Origin of the sequence: Streptomyces sp. Alt3 (assembly GCF_030719215.1) — a bacterium.
GTDB classification, from domain to species: domain Bacteria; phylum Actinomycetota; class Actinomycetes; order Streptomycetales; family Streptomycetaceae; genus Streptomyces; species Streptomyces glycanivorans.
Genome location: NZ_CP120983.1, coordinates 5,989,065 through 6,012,759, shown reverse-complemented (window position 1 = coordinate 6,012,759; position 23,695 = coordinate 5,989,065). Strand labels below are relative to the sequence as shown.

The window sequence follows — 23,695 nt, the reverse complement described above, 5'->3', positions numbered from 1 at the left end:
CCGGCCCCGTCCGCGCCGCGCCACCGGCACCGGTGGCGGCCCGACCCCTGCGGGTCGGCGGGCCCAGGGCATCCGCCCGATGCCGCCGGCCCGCCTCAGTCATCAGCATGGCCACGTGGACGTCCCCGGCCGGGGACGCCGGCGGGGAGGCCGGGATGACGGTGGGAGCGTTGGTGCGGGACCGCACGGCCCGGCTGTGCCTCACGGGATTGCTCGTGTCCGGCTTCGGTACGTCGGCGATGTGGCTGACCTCCGGGATCTGGGTCAAGACGGTCACCGGGTCGGACGGTCTGGCCGCCCTGACCGTCTGCGCGATGTGGGCACCGGTGCTCGCGGGCCCCTCCCTCGGTGCGGTGGCCGACCTGGTCCCCCGCCGGCTCCTGCTGGTCACGGTGAACCTGGTGATGGCGGGCCTGATGGCCTCGCTGCTCCTCGTCGGCCCCGAGCACCGGATCGGTGCGCTCTTCGCCGTCCTCGTCGTCCACGGAGCGAGCGGTGTGCTCCTGGACGCGGCCGAGGCGGCACTGATCGCCGCGGCCGTCGAGGCACGGCTGGTGGGTGACTTCAACGGACTGCGCACGACGGCGAACGAGGGCATGAAGCTGCTCGCACCGCTCGTCGGCGCGGGGCTGTTCGCCCGCTACGGGGCGGGCCCGGTGGTGGTGCTGGACGCGGTGACGTTCGCGCTGGCCGCCCTGGTCCTCGGGCGGCTGCGGGTCGAGGAACCCGCCGGGGCGCGGGCACAGGCCCGGGAGGCGCGGCGGGGCGGTACGGCCGCCGGACTGCGGCTGCTGCGCGGGTCCGCGGAGCTGCGGCCCCTGGTGTACGCGGGTGCGCTGACGATGCTGCTCGCGGGGCTCAACGGCGCGGCGGTGTACGCCGTCGTGGACGACGCCCTGGGGCGTTCACCGGCGTACGCCGGGGTGCTGTACGCCTTCCAGGGTGCGGGTTCCGTGGCCGTCGGGCTGCTGGCCGGCCCCCTGCTGCGGCGGTTCCCTGAGCGGTCGTTCGCCGCGGCGGGGATCGCGGTGTTCGCGGTGGCCGTGGGAGCCCGGGCGCTGGGTGGTGGGGCGGTGGCCCTGGCGGCGAGCCTGGCGATCGGCGCGGGGCTGCCCTGCGTGCTGATCGCCGCGATGACGGCGGTGCAGCGGGAGACGCCGGACGTGGTGCTGGGGCGGACCGCCGCGGCGGCCGGATCGCTGATGACGGCGCCGAACGCGGTGGCCCTGGCGGGTGGGGCGGGGCTGGTCGCGGTGGTCGACGTCCGGCTGTTGCTGCCGGCGGTGGCCGTGGCGGGCCTGCTGACGGCCGCCCGGCTGAGGACGGGCCGGTGGGGGCGCGCGTCGCGCGCCCCCACCGGCCCGTCGTCGTGATCCGCGGCCCGTCGGGCCTTACGGCTCAGGCGTCCGAGGAGGAGCGGGCCTCCGCGTACTCCCGTGTCTCCGCCCGGGCACCGGACGCCACGACACGCGAGGCGGCCGGGGTCCGGTCCAGGACGCCCGCCGTGACCGCCACGGCGAGTCCGGCCACGGCCAGCACCGCGCCGACCAGGGCCGGGGACGTCCAGCCCCAGCCTGCCGCGATGGCGACCCCGCCGAGCCAGGCGCCGCCCGCGTTGGCGAGGTTGAAGGCGGAGTGGTTGGAGGCGGACGCCAGCGTGGGGGCGTCCTTGGCCGCGTTCATCACGAGCATCTGGAGCGGTGTGGTCGTCATGAAGCCGATGCCGCCGAGCAGCACCACCATGACCAGGGCCGCCCAGTGGACGTGGACCGTGAAGGGGAAGACCACCAGGACGACGGCCAGGGCCCCCAGCGACCCGTAGAGGGTGGGGCGCAGCGCCCGGTCGGTCAGCGGTCCCGCCGCCAGCGCGCCGAGTGTCATCCCGATGCCGAAGAGCGCCAGGACGAGCGTCACCGAGGACTCGCCGAAGCCCATCGCCTCGGTCGTCATGGAGGAGAGGTAGGAGTAGACGGCGAAGACACCCGCGAAGCCGAGAACGGCGGTGAGCAGGCCGAGGATGACCTGCCGGTTGCCGAGCGCGCTCAGTTCACGGCGTACGTTCTGGTGCGCCTCGACGGGGATCTGCGGTACGAGCCGGGCCAGGGCTGCCATCGCGCCCAGCCCGATCACCGCGACGACCATGAACGTGGCGCGCCAGCCGAGGTGCTGTCCCAGCAGGGTGGCCGCCGGTACGCCGACGATGTTGGCCACGGTCAGGCCGAGGAACATCGTGGCGACGGCGCGGGCCTGGCGGCCGTCCGGCACGAGGCGTGCGGCGACGACGGCGCCGACACCGAAGAACGCACCGTGCGGAAGTCCGGCCAGGAAGCGGCCGGCCAGCAGCCAGCCGAAGTCGGGGGCGAAGGCGGAGGCGAGGTTGCCGACGGTGAAGACGGCCATCAGCAGCAGGAGCATCCGCTTGCGCGGGATCCTGGAGCCGAGGCCGGTGAGCAGCGGGGCACCGACGACGACGCCGATCGCGTACGCCGAGACGAGGTAACCGGCGGTGGGCACGGACGTTCCCAGATCGTCCGCGACGTTGGGCAGCAGGCCCATCATCACGAACTCGGTGGTGCCGATGCCGAAGGCGCTCACAGCGAGGGCGAGCAGGGCCAGGGGCATGGAAAGAACCTTTCGGGCAGGGGCCGCCCGGACCGTACGGGGGCCGGGTGGCGGTGGTGTGAGTGCGGGAGCGTCGGCTTCATTGCCGGAACGGGTTATGTATCCCGTCGGAACAAAGTCTCTCAGACGTTTTATGCCCGGACGTGAACATGCCGTTGCGCTCGGGTGTGATCTGGGCGTCACTCGATGGGTACACCCGCCCCGGAGCGGGCCGTCACGACGCGCGACGACAGCGCCGGCACTCCGGCGCCCACGAGCGCCGCGCACATGAGCAGGGCGCTCACCCAGACCGGGGCGCGGAAGCCGAGGCCGGCGCCGAGGGCCAGTCCGCCCAGCCAAGGTCCGGTCGCGGCGCCCACGTTGAAGGCGGCCGTCGCGAAGGGCCCTGCCATGGTCGGCGCGTCCGGGGCCAGTTGGAAGACCCGGGTGATCAACGTGGTTCCCGTACCGAAGGCGAGCGCCCCCTGGAGCAGGACGAGGACGAGCGCCGCCACCGGGTCGGCGGCGGTCAGTGCCAGTGCCGCCCAGCCGGCGGCCAGCGCGGTCATGCCGATACCGATGACCGCTGCCGGGCGCGCGTCGGCCAGGCGTCCGGCCAGCGTGACGCCCACGAACGAGCCGACGCCGAACAGCGCCAGCACCACGGGCACCCAGCCGGCGCCGAAGCCGGTGACCCGGGTGAACAGCGGTTCCAAATACGAGAACGTGCAGAAGGTCGCGCCCTGCACGAGCGCCATGACCAGCAGCGTCAGCAGCAGCCGCGGCCGGGCGAGGGCGCGCAGTTCACTCCTGGCACTCACCGTCGGCGCGTCGCCGGGCCGGCCGCCCGGCACGGCCACCAGCAAGGCGACCGCGGCCGGTACGGACACGAGCGCCACCGCCCAGAACGCCGAGCGCCAGCCCCACAGTTCGCCGAGCGCGGCCCCCGCCGGAACGCCCACGACGCACGCGAGGGTGACCCCGCCGACGACCACGGCGGTGGCCCGCGCCCGCTGGTGCGGGCCCACCATCGCCAGAGCGGTGACCAACGCCACGGCCCAGAAGCCCGCGTTGGCCAGCGCCCCGACGACCCGGGTGGCGAGCAGCACGCCGTAGCTGGACGTCAGCGCGCCGACGACGTGGACGGCGACGAAGACGCCGAGGAAGGACAGCAGGGCCCCGCGCCGGGGCCAGGTGCGGCCGGCCAGAGCGGTGAGCGGCGCGCCGATCACCATCCCGACCGCGAAGGCCGAGGTCAGCAGCCCGGCGGCGCCGAGTGAGACGTGCAGGTCACCGGCGATGCCCGAGAGCAGGCCGGCCAGCATGAACTCCGAAGTGCCCTGGGCGAAGACGGCCAGCCCGAGCACGTGGACAGCGAATGGCATGAGAAGGGAACCCCTTGTACGGAACCGTCGGAGGAACGAGCGGTGTGCAGGGGATGCGGGCCGCGCCCGTCCTCACGCGTGGGAGCGCGAGGACGGCGACGCGGTGGAATGCCCGGTGTTCGTCACGGACATGGAAGTCGGCCCGCACCGCCGTGAGGATCCGGCGGTGGCCGACGGCGCGACGGGGAGAGCCCGGTGACCGCCGGGGTCAGAGGCTTTCGGCGTCGATGACCGGCCACCGGCGAACCGGCGGCCCGATTCTGTCGGACTCGGGGCTGGACATGGCTGCGAGCGTACCGCCTGCCGGAGGGGCAGCGCTCACCTTCGCGAGGCACTCACCACTGCACGCGGGCCGCGATCGGGAGGTGGTCGCTGTCCGTGGCGGGGAGGGTCCAGGATGCGCGGGGTTCGACGCCCCGCACCATGATCTGGTCGATCCGCGCCATCGGGAAGGACGCGGGCCAGCTGAAGCCGAAGCCGTCGCCCGCGGCGCCCTGGGTGGAGCGCATCTGGGCGGTGACCGCGTTCAGCGAGCGGTCGTTCATCGTGCCGTTCAGGTCGCCGAGCAGGACGACCCGCTCAACGGGGTCGTCGGCGATCGCCTCGCCCAGGGCGTCGGCGCTGTCGTCCCGCTGGTTGGCGGTGAAGCCGGCGTTCAGCTTGACCCGCACCGAGGGGAGGTGGGCGACGTACACCTTGATCGGGCCCTCGGGGGTGGTGACGGTGGCGCTCATCGCGCGGGTCCAGCCCAGCTTGATGTCCACAGGGCTGGAGTCCGTGACGGGGTACTTGCTCCACAGGCCCACGGTGCCCTGCACGGAGTGGTGCGGATAACGGTCGGCGAGGGCGTCCTCGTACGCCTCCACCTTGCCGCTCGGCAGTTCCTGCAGGGCCAGGATGTCCGCGCCGGAGCCGGCGACCTGCTGGGCGGTGCCCGCGGGGTCGGGGTTGCCCGCGTTGACGTTGTGCGTGGCGACGGTGAGGTTGCCGCCGGCCCCCGACTTGTCGGCGAACAGCAGGCCGCCGAAGAGGTTCAGCCAGACGGCGGCCGGCAGCACGAGGGCGATCACCGCCGTCGCCGAGCGCCTTACCAGTCCGAGGATCAGCAGCACCGGCACGAAGAGGCCGAACCAGGGCAGGAACGTCTCGATGAGGCTGCCCGTGTTGCCGATGGTGTTCGGGATGTCCGAGTGGAGGACCAGCACGACGGTCAGGAGGACCGAGCAGAGCGCCAGGAGAATGCCCCGCCGCCAGATACCCGGGTCCGAGACCAGTTTCCGGCGCATGGCCCGGAAACGGGAGACCGGCTGCGGACCCGCACCGGCGTTCTCGGTGTCCGCCCTGTACGCCTGCACCATTGCGCTCGTCCTCACTGCCTTGCCGTACACATCACCGCGCCTCCCGACCCTAGGCGATGGGTGACGCCGTTCTCGCCGTCGACGACGGCCGTTCTGCCATCAGGACGACCGGCGCGGCGTCGCAGGTTCCGGCCCGGAAGGCCCTTGTGGGGCTTGTGACAGAACAGTCACGCGGAGGCGGTCGTCGGTTCCACGGCTGTGACCTGCTGTTTCTGCGCGCGCGGCGCGAGGCCCTGGAGGAGGGTCGCGATGATGCGGTCGGCGAGGTCCTCCGGCAGGGGCGCCTCGGGACGGTGGACCGTGCGGACGAGCATGGGTCCCAGGAAAAGGTCGTCCATGAGCTCCACGTCGAGGTCGTCGCGCAACTCCCCCGCGTCCACCGCCCGCTGCACGGCGGCCACCATCGCGACGCGGCGGGGCGCGATGACGGTGTTCTGGTACTCCGTCCAGAGCCGGGGGTGCTTCTTCATCTGCACGAACACGTTGTGCAGGAGGGCGGAGGACCGCTGTGCGAGACCGCGCGTGCGCATCGACTCCAGCAGTACCCGCAGGTCGTCCAGGCCGGCGGTTCCGGAGAGTGCGGGATCGGGGGGCTCGATGTCGCGCAGGACGTCGACGAAGAGCTCCTCCTTGCCGCTCCAGCGGCGGTAGATGGTGGCCTTGCCGACGCCCGCCGTCCGGGCGATCCGCTCGATGGACAGCCCGTCCAGGGTCTCCCCCGCCTCCAGCAGCTGGACGACGGCGTCGAGGATCGCCCGCTCCACGGCCGCGCTGCGGGGACGGCCACGACGCGGCTCCTGGCCCTGGCAGGGCGGGCCCGCAGGGCCTGCGGCCGGGTCCTGCGCCGGGTTCTGTGCCGCCTGCCGCACCTGGTCCGCCTCTCGCCGCGCCGTCCGCCGCTCGCTGTGTCGCCGTACCTCTCGATTCTCGCCGACCGGCCGGGGGCGGAGCGACTTCCTCCCCGGCCGCAGGGGCGGATCAGGACTGGCGCACCGGTTCCCCGGTGTCCAGCGGGTCCGGGACCCGTTCGCCCCGCACCACCGGCCTGCCCGGCAGGAACAGGGCCACCACGGCAGCGCCGATCAGCGCGACCGCGGCGGAGCCGAGCGCGGTCACGTGCATCGCACCGATGAACGCGTCGTTCGCCGCGGCGACCAGCGGCTTCCCCGCCGGGCCCAGCTTCTCGGCGACACCGAGGGTCGCCTCGATGGACTCGCCCGCGACGTCCCGCGCGGCGGCCGGGACGCCGTCGAGGTGGCCCTCGATGTCACCCCGGTAGACGGTGGAGAGCACCGAGCCGAGCACGGCTATGCCGAGCGCACCGCCGACCTGGCGGAACGTGTTGTTGATCGCGGAGCCCGAGCCCGCCCGCTCGCGGGGCAGCGCCTGCATGACGGCGACGGTGACCGGCGGCATGATGTGCGCCATGCCGGTGCCCTGGACGAAGAAGACCAGGCACAGCACCCACAGCGGGGTGTCCGCGTCGAACAGGGCGAAGGCGGCGAGGCCCGCGGCGACGAGCAGCATGCCGACGGTGCAGACCGCCCGGGCCCCGAACCGGTCGACGACCAGCCGGGCGCGCGGCGCGAAGATCATCTGTGCGGCGGCGAGCGGCAGGATCAGCAGCCCGGACTCCAGCGCGGTGTAGCCGCGCACGCTCTGGAGGTAGAAGGCGGAGAAGAAGGTGACGCCCATCAGCGCGAAGAAGACCAGCGCGATGGCCGCGACGGCGGCGGAGAAGGCGGGCTCGCGGAAGTAGGCGATGTCGATGGACGGGTGGCTGCTGCGCTTCTCGTGCCACACGAAACCCGTCAGGACCAGCAGGCCGCCGATCAGCGGTGCGAGGACGGTGACGTCGGTGAAGGAGGCCAGCTCACCGCCCCGGATGATGCCGTAGACCAGCAGGACCAGGCCGATGACTGAAAGGACGACCCCGAGCGGGTCGACACGGCCGGGGGCAGGGTCCTTGGAGTCCGGCACGAGTACGGCCATGGCGATGAGCGCGAGGACCACCACGGGCACGTTGACCAGGAAGATCGAGCCCCACCAGAAGTGCTCCAGGAGCAGACCGCCGGTGATCGGGCCGATCGCGATGCCGAGGCCGACGCTGCCGGCCCAGATACCGATGGCCTTGGGCTGTTCGTCGCGCTCGAAGACGTTCATCAGGACGGCGAGTGTGGCGGGCATCACGAACGCCGCGCCGAAGCCCATCAGAGCGCGCCAGGTGATGAGTTCACCGGGGGACGAGGAGAGCGCGGCCAGGGCCGAGCCGATGCCGAAGACGAGGATTCCGGCCAGCAGGACCTTCTTGCGGCCGATGCGGTCGCCCAGCAGGCCGGCCGTGAACAGCAGGCCGGCGAAGACGAGCGTGTAGGAGTTGATCGCCCACTCCAGCTCGCTCTGGGTGGCGCCGATACCGGTCGGCGCGGGGCTGGCGATCGTCTTGACCGCGACGTTCAGGATCGAGTTGTCCAGAACGACGATGAGCAGGCTGAACATGAGGACGCCGAGGATGGCCCAGCGGCGGCGGTGGACCGCCTCCGGGACACGGGGCGCGGCGACGGGAGCGCCGGACGGTATGGACATGGCGACGACACTAGGCGAATTCCAATACGAGACCGTCTCGTATTGGAAAGACTTTACCCGGTTGCCGCGCAGGGTTCACCGGGCGCGGCGGGCCCACTTCCCGGGAACCGTTCCGGGATGCCACCATGGAAGGGATCCGGGGACGCCGTCAGGGCGCCTCGAGATGACGAAGGAGCCGTTGGCCATGTCGCTTCAGGCTGCGCAGAACCAGTCCGCCACACCCCCCGCGGGTCCGACCCCCGGCGCCGGCAAGGCGCTGTACGGGGGCAGCAGCACCCGCCGCATCAGCGTCCACGACATCGCCGCCGCCACTGAGCGCGGCGAGAAGTGGCCCATGCTCACCGCCTACGACGCGATGACCGCGTCCGTCTTCGACGAGGCCGGCATCCCGGTCATGCTCGTCGGTGACTCCATGGGCAACTGCCACCTCGGCTACGAGACCACCGTGCCCGTCACGATGGACGAGATGGCCATCCTCGCGGCCGCCGTCGTACGCGGCACCAAGCGCGCCCTCATCGTGGCCGACCTGCCGTTCGGGGCGTACCAGGAAGGCCCGGTCCAGGCTCTCCGCAACGCCACCAGGCTGATCAAGGACGCCGGTGTCGGCGCGGTCAAGCTGGAGGGCGGCGAGCGCTCCCACGAGCAGATCCGGCTCCTGGTCGAGGCGGGGATCCCGGTCATGGGGCACATCGGCCTGACCCCGCAGTCCGTCAACGCGATGGGCTACCGGGTCCAGGGCCGCGGCGAGGAGGCAGCCCAGCAGCTGCTGCGCGACGCGAAGGCGGTACAGGACGCGGGCGCGTTCGCCGTCGTCCTGGAGCTCGTGCCGGCCGAGCTCGCGGCCGAGGTCACCCGCACCCTGCACATCCCGACCGTCGGCATCGGCGCCGGGCCCGACACGGACGCGCAGGTGCTGGTCTACACCGACATGGTCGGACTGACCGGCGGCAAGGTCCCGCGCTTCACCAAGCAGTACGCGAATCTGCGTCAGGTGATGACCGACGCCGCCAGGGAGTTCGCCGAAGAGGTCGTCGGCGGCACCTTCCCGGCGGCGGAGCACACCTTCCACTGACGCCCACACGACCACTGCCGCACCACCGACAGCCCGCCGACTTCCCCCATCGGCGGGCTGTCGCCTTCTGTCGGTCCCCTGCCGATCCGCTGTCGGCGACATGTCGGTGAGTTGTCGGTGACGGCTGGTCTGATGATGTCCATGACGCGAAACGACAAGAACCTCAAGGGCGGCACGAACGCCGTCGAGGTACGGGGGCTGGTCAAGCACTACGGCGAGACCAAGGCGCTGGACGGGGTGGACCTCGACGTGCGCGAGGGCACCGTCCTCGGCGTGCTGGGACCCAACGGAGCCGGAAAGACCACCCTCGTACGCTGCCTGTCCACCCTGATCGTGCCCGACGCCGGTCACGCGGTCGTGGCCGGCTACGACGTGGTGAAGCAGCCCCGGCAGCTGCGCCGCACCATAGGCCTCACCGGGCAGTACGCCTCGGTCGACGAGAAGCTCTCCGGCTGGGAGAACCTCTACATGATCGGGCGGCTGCTCGACCTGCCGCGCAAGAAGGCCCGGTCCCGCGCCGACGAGCTGCTGGAGCGCTTCTCGCTCACCCCCGCGGCGAAGAAGGCCGCCATGGACTACTCCGGCGGTATGCGCAGGCGCCTGGACCTGGCCGCCTCCATGATCGGCAGCCCGGCCGTCCTCTATCTGGACGAGCCGACGACGGGGCTCGACCCGCGGACCCGCAACGAGGTCTGGGACGAGGTGCAGCGGATGGTCGCGGAGGGGGCGACCGTGCTGCTCACCACCCAGTACATGGAGGAGGCCGAGCAGCTGGCCAGCGAGCTCACCGTCATCGACCAGGGCAGGATCATCGCCCGGGGCGGGGTCGACGAGCTCAAGGCGAAGGTCGGCGGCCGCACCCTGCAGATCCGGCCCTCCGACCCGGCCGAACTGGCCGCGATGGCGCAGGCGCTGCGGGAGGCCGGTCTCGACGGCGTCGCCGGCGCCCAGGCGGTCCCGGACGAGGGACTGCTCCTGGTCCCGATCCTCAGCGACCAGCAGCTGACCGCCGTGATCGGGCTGCTCGGCACCCGGGGCTTCTCCCTGGCCCATGTGGCCACCGCGCTGCCCAGCCTGGACGAGGTCTTCCTGGCCATCACGGGCGACAAGGCCACCCACACCGACACGATCCCCCAGGAGGTCGCGGCATGAGCACGACGACTCTGACGCCCACCCCCACCGGCGCGGGCACGTCCGCACCGGCCGCGAAGCTCCACGACGAGGGCCGGATCGGTGTGCGCGGCAACCTGCGCCACATCGGGGCACTCGTGCGGCGCAACCTGCTCCAGATCAAGAAGGATCCGGAGTCGATGTTCGACGCGCTCCTGATGCCGATCATCTTCACGCTGCTGTTCGTGTACGTCTTCGGCGGCTCGGTCGGCGGCAGCATGGGCGGGGACCGGCAGGACTACCTCAACTACCTGATCCCCGGCCTGATGGCGATGATGGGCATGAACATCGCCATGGCGGTCGGTTCCGGTGTCAACGACGACTTCCGCAAGGGGGTCATGGACCGGTTCCGCACGATGCCGATCGCCCGCTCGTCGGTGCTCATCGCGAAGATCGTGGTCGAGCTCGGCCGGATGATGGTCGCCACGCTGATCCTGCTGGGCATGGGCTTCGCGCTCGGCATGGAACTCCAGGAGTCGGTGCTGGGGCTCATCGGGGCCGTCGCCCTGTCGGCCGCGTTCGGCGCCGCCGTCATGTGGATCTTCATCCTGCTCGGACTGACCATGAAGACGGCTCAGGCCGTCCAGGGGATGGGGATGCTCGTACTGATGCCGCTCCAGTTCGGGTCGTCCATCTTCGCCCCGACGCAGACCATGCCCGGCTGGCTCCAGACGTTCACCGACTACAACCCGCTGTCCAACCTGGCGGACGCGGCCCGCGCCCTGATGATGGGCGGCCCGCTCGCCCACTCGGTCTGGGTGACGCTCGGCTGGACCGTGGTCATCACCGCGGTGATGGCCCCGCTCGCGGTGTCGAGGTTCCGCAAGAAGTCCTGACGCTCACTCCCGGTGCGCTTCGACGAGGGCGGTGACCTCCTCCTGGGAGAGGCCGGCGCCCTCGGCGTACGCCGTCCTGTAGGCGGCGTCACCGAGGATGCCGCGGGCGAGTTCCTCGGCCGCGGCGTAGTCGTCCCGCTCCATCGGCGTCGGCACGTGCCCGTCCGGCAGCAGCGCCTGTCCGGCGGCCAGCAGCCGCGCCGCCAGGGTGGCCCGGTGCTCCCCGCCGAGTCCGCCGAGCGCCCGTGCCACGGTCACCAGGTGGAGCAGGTGCATCTGCGGCGCCACCATCTGCGACAACCGGTCGTCGGCCTGCGCCAGCGCCTCGCGGCCCCGGGCCAGGGCGTCCGCGTACAGCCCCTCCTGGTTGTCCAGCCATGCCATCCCGCCCAGCACGAACGCTTCGAAGACACCGATGGAGGCGGCCCTGAAGTCGTCGTACAGCACGGCGAGCTGCTCGCGCGCCTCGACGGTACGGCCGGACCTGCCCAGCCACATGGCCAGGAAGAACCGGGCGAACGCCGTGCCCTCGTGCCCGACGTGCCGTCCCTCGACGAGCACCTCCCGAAGGATCACCTCGCCCTCCGCGCCACGGCCGATCTCGATCAGTGCCGAGGCGTACCGGGTGCGCAGGACCAGCACCTGTGCCCGGGCGCCGAGCCTCTCCGCGTGCCCGATCGCCGCCAGGTAGTCCTCGGCCGCCCGGCTGTGGTCGCCCCTCTTCTCGTGGGCCTCGCCGCGTGAGGAGAGTGCCTCCGCCGCACCCCAGTCGTCGCCGAGACGCCGGACGATCTCCAGGCTCTCGTCGGAGTCCGCGAGAGCCGCGACCGCCCAGTCGGGCCGGTTGGCCAGCACGTTGGCGCGTGTCTGGAGCGCGGCGGCCAGATCCCAGTCGTGTCCGAGCTCCCGTGCGGCGCGGACCGACTCGTCCAGCAGTCCCCGCAGGTCCGAGGTCTCCCCGGTGAGCACGACGGCGAAGAGCCAGAGCGAGCCCGGGCTGCGGCAGGTCTGCGGCTGACCCGGCCGGTAGGTGGCGGCGATGGTCCGCAGCCGCGCCATGCCGGTCTCGTTCGCCCAGATGTCCATCGCGTGGTCCAGGCTGGCCATCCGGACCAGCGCCACCTGGCGCCTCGCCTCCTGGAGCATTTCCGGGCCAAGCGGCGGCGGCACGTCGGTGCAGCGTTCGGTGAGGGAGGGCGCCGGAGTCACGGGCACGGTGAAGGGGTCGGGGCCGAGCGCGGCGGCGGCTTCGGACCACTGCAGGGCGTCGCTGCGCAGATCGCGCATCTGCCAGTACCAGGCGAGCGAGAGCACCATGCTGAGTGACTCCTGCTCGTCGCGGGCGGCGACGGCGTGCCGGAGGGCGGTGCGCAGGTTCTCGTACTCCCGCTGGAACAGGTCGAGCGCGACGAGCTGTCCGGCGCCCCGGAGTTCGGGGTCGGTGGTGCGGGCCAGCTCCCGGTAGAACGTGAGGTGCCGCCGCTCGACGACCGCCCGCTCCCCCGCCTCGTCGAGCCGTTCGGCGGCGTACTCGCCGACCGTCTCCAGGAGGCGGTAGCGCATCGCCGAGTCGGCCGCGGGGGCAGCGACGACGAGGGACTTGTCGACGAGCGAACCGAGGGCGGCGGCGACGCCGTACGCGCCGCTCGGCAGGTCCGCGCAGATCGCCTCGGCGGCGGCGAGGGTGCAGCCGCCGGAGAAGACCGACAGCCTGCGCAGAGCGGTGCGTTCGTCCTCGTCCAGGAGGTCCCAGGACCAGTCGACGACCGCCCGCAGGGTCTGCTGGCGCGGCAGTACGGTGCGGCTGCCACTGGTCAGGAGGCGGAAGCGGTCGTCGAGACGGTCGGCGATCTGACGGGGGGTGAGCATGCGCAGCCGGGCCGCGGCGAGCTCGATCGCGAGCGGGAGCCCGTCGAGACGGTGGCAGATCTCGGCGCAGGCCGCGGCCGTCCCCTCGTCCGCGTCGACCCGGAAGCCGGGCAGCGCCGCGGCCCCCCGGTCGGCGAGCAGACGCAGCGCCATCGGGTCGGGCAGCGGGTCGACCGGCCGGACGAACTCCCCGGGTACGCCGAGGGGTTCACGGCTGGTCGCGAGGACGGTGAGCCCCGGGCAGCGGGCCAGCAGGTGGTCGGCGAGGGCCGCGGCCGCCTCGACGAGATGTTCGCAGTTGTCCAGGAGCAGCAGCATGCGGCGCCCGGAGCAGTGTTCGGTGAGCCGGGCGAGCGGTTCGCCCGCGCCCCGTTCGGCCGCTCGGAGCTCTTCCGCGCCGGCCCCCCGCAGCACGGTCTCACGCCCGCCGAGCGCGGTGAGTACGGCCTCCGGCACCGCTTCCGGGTCGTCGACCGGGGCGAGTTCCGCCAGCCACACCCCGTCCGGCCAGGCGGCGGAGTCCCGCTCGGCCGCCTCCTGGGACAGCCTGGTCTTGCCCGCGCCGCCGGGGCCGAGGAGGGTGACCAGCCGTGCCGTGGCCAGGTCCTGGCCGAGGTCGGCGAGGTCCGACTCACGTCCTACGAAGCTGGTGAGCCTGGCCCTCAGGTTGCCCCGCCGCGCGGGGACGGCGGCGGGTGCGGGGGCCGGGGCGGGCGGGTCCTGGTGCAGCAGCCCTTCGTACAGGGCACGCAGGGCGGGTCCCGGGTCGGTGCCGAGCCGGTCGGCGAGCAGGGTCCGCACCTCGTCGTAGGCGGCGAGGGCCTGCGCGGTGCGTCCGGCGTCCCGCAGCGCCCGGACGCGGAGTGCCTGCAGCGGTTCGTCGAGGGGGTGGTCGGCGCAGAGCCCGGCGAGTTCGGGCAGGGTGTCGTCGGCACGGTCCTGCGCGAGGAGGGCCTCGATCCGGGTCCGGCGGGCGTCCAGACGCCTGGCCTCCCAGCGGGCCGCCGCCACGGCGCGGTCCGGCAGGTCGGCGAGGGCGGGTCCACGCCAGAGGGCGAGTGCCTCGTCGAGGACCGTGGCCGCCTTCGGCGCGTCGCCGTCATCCAGCGCCCTGGCGCCCTCCCCCGCGAGCCGCTCGAAACGGTGCAGGTCGACGGCGTCGGGGTCGGCGGCGAGACGGTAGCCGCTCGTGACGGACTCGACCGCGTCCCGGCCGATCGCGCGCCTGAGACGGCCGACGAGCGCCTGAAGGGCTCCGGGGGCGTCGGCGGGCGGGTCGCCGTCCCACACCTCGTCGATGAGCGACCCCGCCGGGACGGTACGCCCCGGGCTCAGGGCGAGCACGGTGAGCAGGGCGCGCAGCCGCGCCCCGCCGAGGGCGACGGCCGTGCCGTCGGGGCGAAGGGCGCGGGTGGTGCCGAGGATGCCGTAGTGCACGGGCCCATTGTCCGTGACCGCCCCGCCCCGCGGGGAACTACCACCCTCCTGTGAGACGTTCCCGCCCTGTCACCCGTACGCTCGGGGGCTCACGTCGCCGTCCAGAAGCCCTCAGGAGTGCCGCCGATGACCACCGCGTTCCGCCGACCCAGCGACCGGCGGGTCAGCCCGATCTTCCTCGGGATCTTCGCCGTCATGGCCGTATCGGGCTGGGCGGTGTGGACGGACTTCGCCGAGCAGACCGGTTTCGCGGTCTTCCTCTTCGTCACCGCGGCCTGGATCGTCTCGCTCTGCCTCCACGAGTACGCGCACGCGCGCACCGCGCTGCACAGCGGTGACATCTCGATCGGGGCGAAGGGCTATCTGACGCTCAACCCCCTCAAGTACACCCATGCTCTGCTGAGCATCGTGCTGCCGGTCCTGTTCGTGATCATGGGCGGCATCGGTCTGCCGGGCGGGGCGGTCTACATCGAGCGGGGCCGCATCAGCGGACGCTGGAAGCACAGCCTGATCTCGGCGGCCGGCCCCCTGACGAACGTGCTGTTCGCCGTCGTCTGCACGGCCCCGTTCTGGCTGGGCGCCCTGGACGGCGTCCCGATGCCCTTCCGGCTCGCGCTGGCCTTCCTCGCCCTGCTCCAGGTGACGGCGGCGATCCTGAACTTCCTGCCGGTCCCGGGTCTCGACGGGTACGGCGTGATCGAGCCGTGGCTCTCGTACAAGGTCCGGCGCCAGGTGGAGCCGTTCGCGCCCTTCGGGCTGATCGCGGTCTTCGCGCTGCTCTGGATCCCGGAGCTCAACGGGGTCTTCTTCGACGCGGTGGACGCGCTGCTGCGGGGCCTGGGCGTCAGCGAGGTCGAGACGTACTGCGGGCTCGACACCTACCGCTTCTGGCAGGAGTGGTTCGGCGACCAGGACCCGGGCTGCGCGCTGATCCGTTAGGTCTCCCGCCCGGGTCGGACCGGGGTGCGGGCCGGCCCTCAGGCGGCGTCGGCGCGGGACTCCGCGCGGTGCCTGCGCACGTAGAACCACGCCATGTTCGAGGAGAGGCCGGCCAGCAGCACCCAGACGATGCCGAGGAAGCTGCCCTGGACGAAGGCGACCACGGCCGCGACGACGGCGAGGACGCAGACGGCCAGGGAGTAGAGAGCGAGGCGGGGCATGAGGGCTGGTGCTCCTGTCCGGGGATGGTGCGCGGTCCCGTCCAGTGTCCCTCATGCCCGATTCGGCTCCCTGCACGGGCTCACACGTCGGTGGTGCGCAGCCCCGCGTGTGCCTTGTAGCGGCGGTTGACGGAGATCAGGTTCGCCACCAGGGACTCGACCTGGTGCGCGTTGCGCAGACGGCCGGCGAAGACGCCACGCATGCCGGGGATGCGGCTCGCGAGCGCCTGCACGGTGTCGGTGTCGGCGCGCGCCTCGCCCAGCACCATGACGTCGGTGTCGATCTCCTCGATGGCCTCGTCCTGGAGGAGCACCGCCGAGAGGTGGTGGAAGGCCGCGGTGACCCGGGAGTCGGGCAGCAGGGCGGCGGCCTGCTCGGCGGCGCTGCCCTCCTCGGGCTTCAGGGCGTAGGCGCCCTTCTTGTCGAAGCCGAGCGGGTTGACGCAGTCCACGACGAGCTTCCCGGCGAGCTCCTCGCGCAGGGACTCGAGCGTCTTGGCGTGGCCGTCCCACGGCACGGCGACGATCACGATGTCGCTGCGGCGCGCGCACTCGGCGTTGTCCGCGCCCTCGACTCCGTGGCCCAGTTCGGCGGCGGCGGCCTCGGCCCGGTCGGCGGCGCGGGAGCCGATGACGACCTTCTGCCCGGCGCGGGCGAAGCGGTAGGCGAGACCTCGGCCCTGGGGGCCGGTACCGCCGAGTACGCCGACGGTCAGCCCGGACACGTCGGGGAGGTCCCAGGGGTCCTTGGCGGGGGGCTTGGGGGCGCTTCCACTGTCATTCGTTGTCATGGCGCCGACCCTACTGCGAGGTAGGGAGGGCGTTCCGGCACCTGCGTCGCTCTGCGACATCCGTCACGGCGTCGTCGTGACAGCGGCGGCCGGGAGCGGCGGTGCCGCGTCCCGGCGGTTCCCGTACGGGTGAACTGCCGCGTTCGGGCAGCCGCGGGTGGAGGGCCGGGGGCATGATGCCGGGCCATGGATGCTGTGCGTGTCGCGTTGCTGCGCGAAGTCCTGGCCGGTACCGAGTGGCCCACGGCGGCCCGTGGGTTCGCCCGGACCCTGCGGTCGTCGGTCGTCCCCCGGGGCGGCGGGCTGCTGCTGGTGGGGACCGAGGTCTACGAGCCGTGGCACATGGCCGCGCACCTGGTGGACGAGTCCACCTGGTCGGGCCTGCCGCAACTGCGGCCCACGCTCGTACGCCATCGGGTGGAGCCGGACGATCCCGCGCACCTGGCCGTCGGACTCGGCAGGATCGAGGCGGCGGGGCGTGGCGAGACGCTGCTGATGGTCGCGCCGGAGCGGCCGGACGCCGGGCTGCTGGAGCGCGTGCACGACGCACGCCGCGCGGGGGCGACCGTGCTGTCGCTGGACGGCGGCGACACGGAGGTGCGGGGCCTCGCGCACGAGGCGCTCACGGTCCCGGAGGACGGGGAGGTCGACCTGGACACCGTCCAGCACCTGGTGAGCGCGGCGGCCGGGGAGAACGTGGCGGTCGCACCGCAGGGCCGGAGGTCGTTCCGGGACCGGCTGTCCAGGATCGCCGACCAGCTGACGGCTCCTCCCCCGCCGCGCTGGTGAGGGGTACCGGGGAAATACGCTTGCCGCCGCCGGTGCGGCGACGGACCATGATCCCTCGTGACCTCCCGCCTGCTGCCCGACCTCTCCCCCTGGCGTTCCTCGGCCGACTTCAGGCTGCTGTGGATCCAGGGACTCGTGACCTACTTCGGCAGCTTCATGGCCCTGATCGCGCTGCCGCTGCAGATCAAGCACCTCACCGGTTCACCGCTCGCCGTGGGCGCGATGGGCGCGGTGGAACTCGTGCCGCTGGTCGTCTTCGGGCTGTACGGGGGCGCGCTGGCCGACTCGGCGGACCGCCGCCGGGTCATCCTGGGCACCGAGGCGGGGCTCGGGCTGCTGGCCGTGGTGCTGCTGGCCAACGCGCTCGCCCCGGAACCCGCGCTCTGGCCCCTGTACGTCGTGGCCGCCGGGGTGTCCGCGCTGGCCGGACTCCAGCGGCCCGCCCTGGACTCCCTGATGGCCAGGATCGTGCCGCACGACCAGCAGACGGCGGCGGCCGCGCTGAACTCGCTGCGGTGGCAGGTCGGCGCCATCGCGGGTCCTTCGCTCGCCGGGGTGGTGGTGGCGTACGCGGGGCACGCCACGGCCTACGGCGTCACCGTCGTGACGTTCGCCCTCTCGGTGCTGCTGTGTCTGCGGCTGTCGTCGGCGCCACCCGCCCACGACGCCGAGAAGCCGTCCCTGCGCGGGATCGCCGAGGGCGCCCGCTACGCGTGGAGCCGCCCGGTGCTGCTCGGGACGTACGCCGTCGACCTCGCCGCGATGTTCTTCGCCTTCCCGAACGCGGTCTTCCCCTTCCTCGCGGCCGATCTCGACGCCGAGTGGGCCCTGGGCCTGATGTACGCCGCGGGGTCGGTCGGCTCGCTCGCGCTGGGGCTGACCAGCGGCTGGACCTCACGGGTGCGCCGGCACGGGCTGTTCGTCGTGGGCGGTGCCGCGGGCTGGGGACTGGCGATCGCGGCGGCCGGATGGTTCCAGAACATCTGGCTGGTCCTGGTCTGCCTCGCCCTCGCCGGGGCGGGCGACATGCTCAGCGGTCTCGGCAGGTCGACGATCTGGAACCAGACCATCCCGGACGAGCTGCGGGGGCGGCTGGCCGGGATCGAGGTGCTGTCGTACAGCGTGGGCCCGCAGCTGGGCCAGGTACGGGCGGGTGCGATGGCCGGCTGGACGGGGACCCGCTCCGCCGTGTGGTCCGGCGGGGTGGCGTGCGTCGCCTCGGTGGCGCTGCTGGCCACGGCGCTGCCGAAGCTGCTCACGTACGACTCGGCGACGGACGAGGACGCGAGCCGCAGGCGGGGTGCGGGGGCCGGCCCCGCGGGGCCGGCCCGACGCGGAGCCCGGGGTCCTGCCGGGCGGCTAGCGTCCGTCGTCCGTGGTCCCGTCCTGGCGGTCGTGCCACTTCGGGTCGTTCTCCCACTCCAGGTTCCGCTCACGCGCCGTGTCCATCGCGCGCTGCGCCTCCCCCCGGGTGGCGTACGGGCCGAAACGGTCCTTCCCGGGGCACTCGGGACCCTCCTCGACCTTTTTGTGCTCCAGGCAGTAGTACCACTCGCCCGGTTTGCCCACCGTGCGCTTCTTGAACAGGGCCATTGCGGGATCCTTTCCTCGTTGCCATGGTGCCCCGAGCACGCTGGTTAGACTCGCTGACATGTCTGGCCAGTCGCTTCTCGTACCAGGGGAGATCACTCCCGTCCGTTCCGTTCCCGGAAAGATCCGGCGCCCCGAGTACGTGGGGAAGCCCGCGCCGACGCCGTACACCGGACCGGAGATCCAGGACTCCGACACCGTGGAACGCATGCGGATCGCGGGCCGCATCGCGGCGCAGGCGATGGAGGAGGCCGCCAAGCACATCGCCCCGGGGGTCACCACCGACGAACTCGACCGGGTCGCGCACGAGTTCATGGTCGACCACGGGGCCTACCCGTCGACCCTCGGCTACCGTGGCTTCCCGAAGTCGCTCTGCACCTCGCTCAACGAGGTCATCTGCCACGGCATCCCGGACTCCACCGTGCTGCGGGACGGCGACATCGTGAACCTCGACGTCACCGCCTTCATCGACGGCGTGCACGGCGACAACAACGCCACCTACCTCTGCGGCGACGTCGACGAGGAGTCACGGCTCCTCGTCGAGCGCACCCGGGAGTCGCTGAACCGCGCGATCAAGGCGGTGCGGCCCGGACGGCAGATCAACGTGATCGGCCGTGTCATCGAGTCGTACGCGAAGCGGTTCGGTTACGGCGTGGTGCGGGACTTCACGGGGCACGGGATCAATTCGTCGTTCCACTCCGGCCTGATCATCCCCCACTACGACAGCCCGCACGCGACGACCGTGATGCAGCCCGGGATGACGTTCACCATCGAGCCGATGCTGACGCTCGGGACCCATGACTACGACATGTGGGACGACGGCTGGACCGTGGTGACGAAGGACCGGAAGCGGACCGCGCAGTTCGAGCACACCCTGGTGGTGACCGGGACCGGGGCGGAGATCCTGACGCTTCCGTAAGGGGCGCCCCGGCGGCCGCCTCCCGGGAGCGCTTTTTACCGACAACCAGTCGGGAACCTGTTGACTTAGGTAAGCCTAAGTAGGAGGATCAGCCTACTGGTGCGCGGTTGCGTATGCCGCCGCTGCCGGAATGAGCATTTTTGTCCGGACTTCCCGTCCCCCTCGGTCCCCGGAGGCCCGCCTTGGACTCGACCGCCACCACCACGCCCTTCTCCACCCTGATCCGCACCGCTTCGCACGAGCAGCACACGGAGGCGGAGTCCTCGACCTTCATGAGCGACATGCTCGGCGGGCGGCTGGGCGTGGAGGCGTACACGCGCTACACCGAGCAGCTGTGGTTCGTCTACCGGGCGCTGGAGGACGGTGCGGGGGCCCTGCGTGAGGACCCCGTCGCCGGGCCCTTCGTCCAGCCGGAGCTGATGCGTACGGCCGAACTGGAGCGCGACCTCGCCCATCTGCGGGGCGAGGGGTGGCGCGAGGGCCTGGAGCCGCTGCCCGCCACCGCCGCCTACGCCGCACGGGTCGCCGAGTGCGCCCGCGACTGGCCGGCGGGATACGTGGCGCACCACTACACCCGCTACCTGGGTGACCTCTCGGGCGGCCAGATCATCCGAGGCACCGCCGAGAAGACCTGGGGCTTCGAGCGCAAGGGTGACGGCGTCCGGTTCTACGTGTTCGAGCAGATCTCGAATCCGGCGGCCTTCAAGCGGGAGTACCGGGAGCTGCTGGACGCGGTGGACGCCGACGATCTGGAGAAGCAGCGGATCGTCGACGAGTGCAAGCGCGCCTTCGCGCTGAACACCGCCGTCTTCCATGAGCTCGGCGAGGTCTTCCCGCTCAGCGCCTAGGGCCTCCCGTCCTGACGGGCCGGGCCCTCGGGTCCCGGCCCGTCAGGACGCGACCGCCAGGAGGACGCGGCCCCCCACCTCCATCGCGCCGTCCGGCGCGGGTGCGGTGAGGATCTGGGAGCCGCGCCCCTGGGTGATGTTGAGGGCCCGGCCGAGTTCGGCGCTCAGCAGCATGGCAGCCGCACCGGTCGCCTCGTCCTCCTCGATCCCCCCGGCGCGGGCCCCGGCTCCCCCGGAGCGGCTGTCGCCGCGCTCCTCATGGCGCCGGGGGAAGGCCCGCGCCCGCACCCGGCCGGCCGCCTCGTCCTCCCAGGCCCAGACGTAGAGCCACCCCTCGCCGTCCGGCGGCCCCGTCAGCGCCTCGACCTCGGCGACCGACGCGTACTGCTCCAGCGTCCTGGGCAATGCCCATTCGGGTCGGCCCGTGATCCAGGTGAACTCGCCGTCCTGGCGCGCCGTCACGTCCCCGATGGGCAGTTCGAGGACCTCCAGGTCGAGCAGCCAGGCGGCGCCCACGAGAGGGTGCCCCGCGAACGGCAGCCGCAGACCGGGGGTGCGGATGTCGACGGTTCCGCGCTCGGGGTCGTCCACGAACACGGTCTCACTGAAGCCGAGTTTGCGTGCGAGTGCCTGCCGGGAGTCGTTGTCGGGATACCTGCGCCCGTCGCGCACGACGCCGAGTGCGTTGCCGTTGCCGCCGTCCGGGCCGCAGAACACACGCAACACGTCGATGCCGTCGGGTACGTCGAAGTCGTTCACATGCGCATTCAAGCACCGCCAGGGGCCCCGGACGCCACGGGCCGCACCGGCTTGTGTGCCGGTACGGCCCGTGTACCGCGGGGACGGGGTCGGACGGTACGACGACGTACGGCGATCACCACTCCGGCGCCCGCCGCCGCGACGACGCCCGAGGCCGCGGCGGAGGCCGGGAGCAACGCCCCGAGCAGCACCGCGAGAAGCGCACGGCGAGCGCGCGGACGGATGGGGACGACGGCACGGGGACCCTTCCAGGACCAGAGAGTGAGGTAAGGCTAACCTAATATTCACGAGTACGTGTCGGACCCCCTCCGTCACTTCGCTGCCCCAACTGCCCCAGGACGGTGCCCCCGTGCGATTGCCCCAGTACTCCGCCCCGGCGGACCGAGGAGCCGTGCGACGGCGTACGGTCCGGCCCGGGGCCCTGGTCGCCGTCGTGCCCCTCACCCCGGCCCTCGGCGACTGCGGCACGGGAGCGGGTCCCGCCCCCGCGGAAGGCGGGAAGAGCGCGTGACGGCGACCTCGCACGACGGCTCCACCACGAGATCCGCCGGCGCTCCGGCACGGCGCGGCAAGGCGTTCGTCCTCACCGCCGCCCTGTCCACCGCACTCCTCGTGGGCTGTCTGCTCTCCGCGGGACTCGGCGCGTACAACATCCCGCTGGGCGACGTCCTCTCGTCCGTCCAGCACCGTGTCGGCCTCGGCGGTCAGGCGCTGGACCGGGTCGCCGAGAGCGTCCTGTGGAACGTACGGCTGCCGAGGGTCGTCCTCGCCCTGCTCGTCGGGTCCTCGCTCGGCTGCGCGGGTGCGCTGATGCAGGGAGTGTTCGGCAACCCCCTCGCCGAGCCCGGTGTCATCGGGATCTCCTCGGGGGCGGCGGTCGGAGCGGTCGCCTCGATCGCCCTGGGGCTGACGTTCCTCGGCAACTGGACGATCACCGTCTGCGCGTTCGTCTCCGGCCTCGCCACGGTCCTGCTGGTGTACGCGCTCTCCCGTTCCGGGGGCCGGACCGAGGTCGTGACGCTGATCCTGACCGGTATCGCCGTCAACGCCTTCGCGGGGGCCCTGATCGGTCTGTTCATCTTCTTCGCCGACAACGCGCAGATCACCCAGATCACGTTCTGGCAGCTCGGTTCGCTGTCCCAGGCGACCTGGCCGAAGGTACTCGCCGTGCTGCCGTGCGCGGCGCTGGGACTCCTCGTCGCCCCGTTCCACGCCAGGAAGCTGGATCTGCTCGCGCTCGGCGAGCGCCCCGCACGGCACCTGGGCGTCGACGTCGAACGGCTGCGGATCGCCCTCGTCCTCGTCGTGGCGCTGCTGACGGCAGCCGCGGTGGCCGTCGCCGGGATCATCTCCTTCGTAGGGCTGCTGGTTCCACATCTGCTGCGGATGGCGAACGGCCCCGGACACCGCTTCCTCATCCCCGGCAGCGCGCTCGGCGGTGCCCTCGTCCTGGTGGTGGGCGACCTCGCGGCGCGTACCGTCGCCGATCCCGCCGAGCTCCCGCTCGGCGTGCTGACCGCGCTCTTCGGCAGCCCGTTCTTCTTCTGGCTGCTGCGCAGGACCCGTCGCAGGCAAGGTGGTTGGGCATGAACCCGGTCAAGGCACTGAACCCGTTCAAGGCACTGCTCGCGCCCCGCGGCCGGGAGCTCCCCTCCCCGGTGCCGCCCGGCTCGACCGTCGCCGAGGCGGCCGGGGTGGGCGTCCGGCTCGGCGGACGCCCGGTCCTCGACTCCGTGGACCTGACCGTCCGGGCCGGCGAGGTGCTGGCCCTCGTCGGGCCGAACGGGGCCGGGAAGTCGACCCTGCTGGCGGCACTGGCAGCGGACCTGCCCGTGGACAGTGGCGAGGTACGCGTGGACGGCCGGCCTGCCACCAGTTGGACGACCGCCGAACTGGCCCTGCGCCGGGCGGTCCTGCCGCAGTCCGCCGCGCTCGCCTTCCCGTTCCCGGTCGAGGACGTCGTACGGATGGGCCGGGCCCCCTGGGCGGGCACGGCCCGGGAGGACGAGGACGACTCCGTGGTCGCCGCCGCGATGGCGGCGACAGAGGTCACCGGCTTCGCCGCCCGCCCCTTCTCCGCGCTGTCCGGCGGCGAACGCGCCAGGGTCGCCCTGGCCCGGGTCCTCGCGCAGAGCGCCCCGCTGCTGCTCCTGGACGAGCCGACGGCCGCACTGGATCTGCGGCACCAGGAGCTGGTCCTGCGGATCTGCCGCGAACGCGCCGCCGCCGGGGACGCCGTGGTCGTGGTGCTGCACGACCTCGGCCTGGCCGCGGCCTACGCGGACCGCGCCGTGGTGCTCCACGGCGGCCGGGTCGCGGTGGCCGGTCCCCCCGCCGAGGTGTTCACCGGAGAGCTGCTCGGCGAGGTCTACCGGCAGCCGGTCGAGGTGTTCCCGCACCCGCGGACCGGGGTGCCGCTCGTCGTACCGAAAAGGCTTGCTTGACCCTCGTTTGACCTTTCTGTGGGTTCCCCATGAGGGCACCGTGACCGGGCCGTTTCCGGCGCGGCCGAGTGAGACCTGAAT

21 protein-coding genes and 1 pseudogene are annotated in these 23,695 nt (G+C 72.5%); 12 read left to right on the top strand and 10 right to left on the bottom strand.

Annotation, left to right across the window (positions count from 1 at the left end; genetic code table 11):
- Positions 1–155: 155 nt before the first annotated feature.
- Entirely contained in the window at positions 156–1,373 is a 1,218-nt protein-coding gene (locus P8A20_RS26520; RefSeq protein ID WP_147964080.1) for an MFS transporter, read from the top strand.
- A 25-nt stretch (positions 1,374–1,398) separates the two neighbouring features.
- Here P8A20_RS26520 and P8A20_RS26515 read toward each other — a convergent pair whose 3' ends face one another.
- The 5 genes from P8A20_RS26515 to P8A20_RS26495 form a co-directional block, all read right to left on the bottom strand.
- On the bottom strand, positions 1,399–2,622 hold the full coding sequence (locus P8A20_RS26515) for an MFS transporter (protein ID WP_147963134.1): 1,224 nt from the start codon (positions 2,620–2,622) through the stop codon (positions 1,399–1,401).
- A gap of 179 nt (positions 2,623–2,801) precedes the next feature.
- Positions 2,802–3,986 carry a Cmx/CmrA family chloramphenicol efflux MFS transporter gene (locus P8A20_RS26510; RefSeq protein WP_306104366.1) on the bottom strand — a complete coding sequence of 395 codons (1,185 nt, stop codon included), beginning with the start codon at positions 3,984–3,986 and terminating at the stop codon, positions 2,802–2,804.
- A gap of 335 nt (positions 3,987–4,321) precedes the next feature.
- Entirely contained in the window at positions 4,322–5,272 is a 951-nt protein-coding gene (locus P8A20_RS26505; protein WP_371606795.1) for an endonuclease/exonuclease/phosphatase family protein, read from the bottom strand.
- 239 nt (positions 5,273–5,511) lie between these two features.
- Positions 5,512–6,213 carry a TetR/AcrR family transcriptional regulator gene (locus tag P8A20_RS26500; RefSeq protein ID WP_306104364.1) on the bottom strand — a complete coding sequence of 234 codons (702 nt, stop codon included), beginning with the start codon at positions 6,211–6,213 and terminating at the stop codon, positions 5,512–5,514.
- Positions 6,214–6,322: 109 nt separating this feature from the next.
- Positions 6,323–7,930, bottom strand: coding sequence for a DHA2 family efflux MFS transporter permease subunit (locus tag P8A20_RS26495; RefSeq protein ID WP_306104363.1), 1,608 nt, complete (start codon positions 7,928–7,930; stop codon positions 6,323–6,325).
- Positions 7,931–8,114: 184 nt separating this feature from the next.
- On the opposite strand from P8A20_RS26495, the gene panB reads away from it, so the two are divergent.
- The 3 genes from panB to P8A20_RS26480 all read left to right on the top strand — a co-directional run bounded on the left by panB (position 8,115) and on the right by P8A20_RS26480 (position 11,008).
- A complete protein-coding gene (panB, locus tag P8A20_RS26490; RefSeq protein WP_147963139.1) occupies positions 8,115–9,002 on the top strand; it encodes a 3-methyl-2-oxobutanoate hydroxymethyltransferase in 888 nt (295 codons plus the stop codon).
- A gap of 132 nt (positions 9,003–9,134) precedes the next feature.
- On the top strand, positions 9,135–10,154 hold the full coding sequence (locus tag P8A20_RS26485) for an ATP-binding cassette domain-containing protein (RefSeq protein ID WP_147964081.1): 1,020 nt from the start codon (positions 9,135–9,137) through the stop codon (positions 10,152–10,154).
- Positions 10,151–11,008, top strand: a complete 858-nt coding sequence (locus tag P8A20_RS26480) for an ABC transporter permease (protein WP_147963140.1) — start codon at positions 10,151–10,153, stop codon at positions 11,006–11,008. The genes P8A20_RS26485 and P8A20_RS26480 overlap by 4 nt, the downstream gene beginning before the upstream one ends.
- A gap of 3 nt (positions 11,009–11,011) precedes the next feature.
- On the opposite strand, the gene P8A20_RS26475 is transcribed toward P8A20_RS26480, so the two are convergent.
- Positions 11,012–14,314: an ATP-binding protein gene (locus P8A20_RS26475; RefSeq protein WP_306104362.1), complete on the bottom strand. Its 3,303-nt coding sequence runs from the start codon at positions 14,312–14,314 to the stop codon at positions 11,012–11,014.
- Between the two features lie 126 nt (positions 14,315–14,440).
- Here P8A20_RS26475 and P8A20_RS26470 point away from each other — a divergent pair, with 126 nt between their 5' ends.
- Positions 14,441–15,253 carry a site-2 protease family protein gene (locus P8A20_RS26470; protein WP_147963142.1) on the top strand — a complete coding sequence of 271 codons (813 nt, stop codon included), beginning with the start codon at positions 14,441–14,443 and terminating at the stop codon, positions 15,251–15,253.
- Between the two features lie 38 nt (positions 15,254–15,291).
- Here the strand turns inward: P8A20_RS26470 and P8A20_RS26465 are convergent, their stop codons facing one another.
- Positions 15,292–15,474, bottom strand: coding sequence for a hypothetical protein (locus P8A20_RS26465; RefSeq protein ID WP_147963143.1), 183 nt, complete (start codon positions 15,472–15,474; stop codon positions 15,292–15,294).
- 80 nt (positions 15,475–15,554) lie between these two features.
- Positions 15,555–16,265: an NADPH-dependent F420 reductase gene (gene npdG, locus P8A20_RS26460; protein WP_147963144.1), complete on the bottom strand. Its 711-nt coding sequence runs from the start codon at positions 16,263–16,265 to the stop codon at positions 15,555–15,557.
- A gap of 186 nt (positions 16,266–16,451) precedes the next feature.
- On the opposite strand from npdG, the gene P8A20_RS26455 reads away from it, so the two are divergent.
- Positions 16,452–17,054, top strand: coding sequence for a hypothetical protein (locus tag P8A20_RS26455; RefSeq protein ID WP_147963145.1), 603 nt, complete (start codon positions 16,452–16,454; stop codon positions 17,052–17,054).
- 57 nt (positions 17,055–17,111) lie between these two features.
- Positions 17,112–18,359 (top strand): annotated as a pseudogene (locus tag P8A20_RS26450) (MFS transporter); the annotation flags it as partial.
- Positions 18,360–18,413: 54 nt separating this feature from the next.
- On the opposite strand, the gene P8A20_RS26445 reads toward P8A20_RS26450, so the two are convergent.
- The gene (locus P8A20_RS26445; protein WP_306105203.1) at positions 18,414–18,647 is read right to left on the bottom strand and encodes a hypothetical protein; all 234 of its coding nucleotides are present in this window, start codon (positions 18,645–18,647) and stop codon (positions 18,414–18,416) included.
- A gap of 58 nt (positions 18,648–18,705) precedes the next feature.
- On the opposite strand from P8A20_RS26445, the gene map reads away from it, so the two are divergent.
- Both map and P8A20_RS26435 read left to right on the top strand, forming a co-directional pair.
- Entirely contained in the window at positions 18,706–19,563 is an 858-nt protein-coding gene (gene map / locus P8A20_RS26440) for a type I methionyl aminopeptidase (protein ID WP_147963146.1), read from the top strand.
- A gap of 182 nt (positions 19,564–19,745) precedes the next feature.
- Positions 19,746–20,411, top strand: coding sequence for a biliverdin-producing heme oxygenase (locus P8A20_RS26435; RefSeq protein ID WP_147963147.1), 666 nt, complete (start codon positions 19,746–19,748; stop codon positions 20,409–20,411).
- 42 nt (positions 20,412–20,453) lie between these two features.
- Here P8A20_RS26435 and P8A20_RS26430 read toward each other — a convergent pair whose 3' ends face one another.
- Positions 20,454–21,170 carry a PhzF family phenazine biosynthesis protein gene (locus P8A20_RS26430; protein ID WP_147963148.1) on the bottom strand — a complete coding sequence of 239 codons (717 nt, stop codon included), beginning with the start codon at positions 21,168–21,170 and terminating at the stop codon, positions 20,454–20,456.
- A gap of 349 nt (positions 21,171–21,519) precedes the next feature.
- Here P8A20_RS26430 and P8A20_RS26425 point away from each other — a divergent pair, with 349 nt between their 5' ends.
- The 3 genes from P8A20_RS26425 to P8A20_RS26415 are packed head-to-tail and all read left to right on the top strand — an operon-like array spanning position 21,520 to position 23,614.
- Positions 21,520–21,681 (top strand): hypothetical protein, encoded by a 162-nt coding sequence (locus P8A20_RS26425; RefSeq protein WP_261988965.1) that lies wholly within the window; start codon positions 21,520–21,522, stop codon positions 21,679–21,681.
- Positions 21,678–22,760: a FecCD family ABC transporter permease gene (locus P8A20_RS26420; RefSeq protein ID WP_147963149.1), complete on the top strand. Its 1,083-nt coding sequence runs from the start codon at positions 21,678–21,680 to the stop codon at positions 22,758–22,760. The genes P8A20_RS26425 and P8A20_RS26420 overlap by 4 nt, the downstream gene beginning before the upstream one ends.
- Positions 22,757–23,614: a heme ABC transporter ATP-binding protein gene (locus tag P8A20_RS26415; RefSeq protein ID WP_371606497.1), complete on the top strand. Its 858-nt coding sequence runs from the start codon at positions 22,757–22,759 to the stop codon at positions 23,612–23,614. Before P8A20_RS26420 ends, P8A20_RS26415 begins: the two co-directional genes overlap by 4 nt.
- Positions 23,615–23,695: the final 81 nt, after the last annotated feature.

What these genes read in the sequence shown, in the direction of transcription:
- P8A20_RS26445 (WP_306105203.1), bottom strand. Translation starts at nt 18,647, where the DNA reads ATGGCCCTGTTCAAGAAGCGCACGGTGGGCAAACCGGGCGAGTGGTAC.
- P8A20_RS26470 (WP_147963142.1), top strand. Translation starts at nt 14,441, where the DNA reads ATGACCACCGCGTTCCGCCGACCCAGCGACCGGCGGGTCAGCCCGATC.
- P8A20_RS26455 (WP_147963145.1), top strand. Translation starts at nt 16,452, where the DNA reads ATGGATGCTGTGCGTGTCGCGTTGCTGCGCGAAGTCCTGGCCGGTACC.
- P8A20_RS26510 (WP_306104366.1), bottom strand. Translation starts at nt 3,986, where the DNA reads ATGCCATTCGCTGTCCACGTGCTCGGGCTGGCCGTCTTCGCCCAGGGC.
- panB (WP_147963139.1), top strand. Translation starts at nt 8,115, where the DNA reads ATGTCGCTTCAGGCTGCGCAGAACCAGTCCGCCACACCCCCCGCGGGT.
- P8A20_RS26495 (WP_306104363.1), bottom strand. Translation starts at nt 7,930, where the DNA reads ATGTCCATACCGTCCGGCGCTCCCGTCGCCGCGCCCCGTGTCCCGGAG.
- P8A20_RS26485 (WP_147964081.1), top strand. Translation starts at nt 9,135, where the DNA reads ATGATGTCCATGACGCGAAACGACAAGAACCTCAAGGGCGGCACGAAC.
- P8A20_RS26515 (WP_147963134.1), bottom strand. Translation starts at nt 2,622, where the DNA reads ATGCCCCTGGCCCTGCTCGCCCTCGCTGTGAGCGCCTTCGGCATCGGC.
- P8A20_RS26520 (WP_147964080.1), top strand. Translation starts at nt 156, where the DNA reads ATGACGGTGGGAGCGTTGGTGCGGGACCGCACGGCCCGGCTGTGCCTC.
- map (WP_147963146.1), top strand. Translation starts at nt 18,706, where the DNA reads ATGTCTGGCCAGTCGCTTCTCGTACCAGGGGAGATCACTCCCGTCCGT.
- npdG (WP_147963144.1), bottom strand. Translation starts at nt 16,265, where the DNA reads ATGACAACGAATGACAGTGGAAGCGCCCCCAAGCCCCCCGCCAAGGAC.
- P8A20_RS26465 (WP_147963143.1), bottom strand. Translation starts at nt 15,474, where the DNA reads ATGCCCCGCCTCGCTCTCTACTCCCTGGCCGTCTGCGTCCTCGCCGTC.
- P8A20_RS26415 (WP_371606497.1), top strand. Translation starts at nt 22,757, where the DNA reads ATGAACCCGGTCAAGGCACTGAACCCGTTCAAGGCACTGCTCGCGCCC.
- P8A20_RS26505 (WP_371606795.1), bottom strand. Translation starts at nt 5,272, where the DNA reads ATGCGCCGGAAACTGGTCTCGGACCCGGGTATCTGGCGGCGGGGCATT.
- P8A20_RS26480 (WP_147963140.1), top strand. Translation starts at nt 10,151, where the DNA reads ATGAGCACGACGACTCTGACGCCCACCCCCACCGGCGCGGGCACGTCC.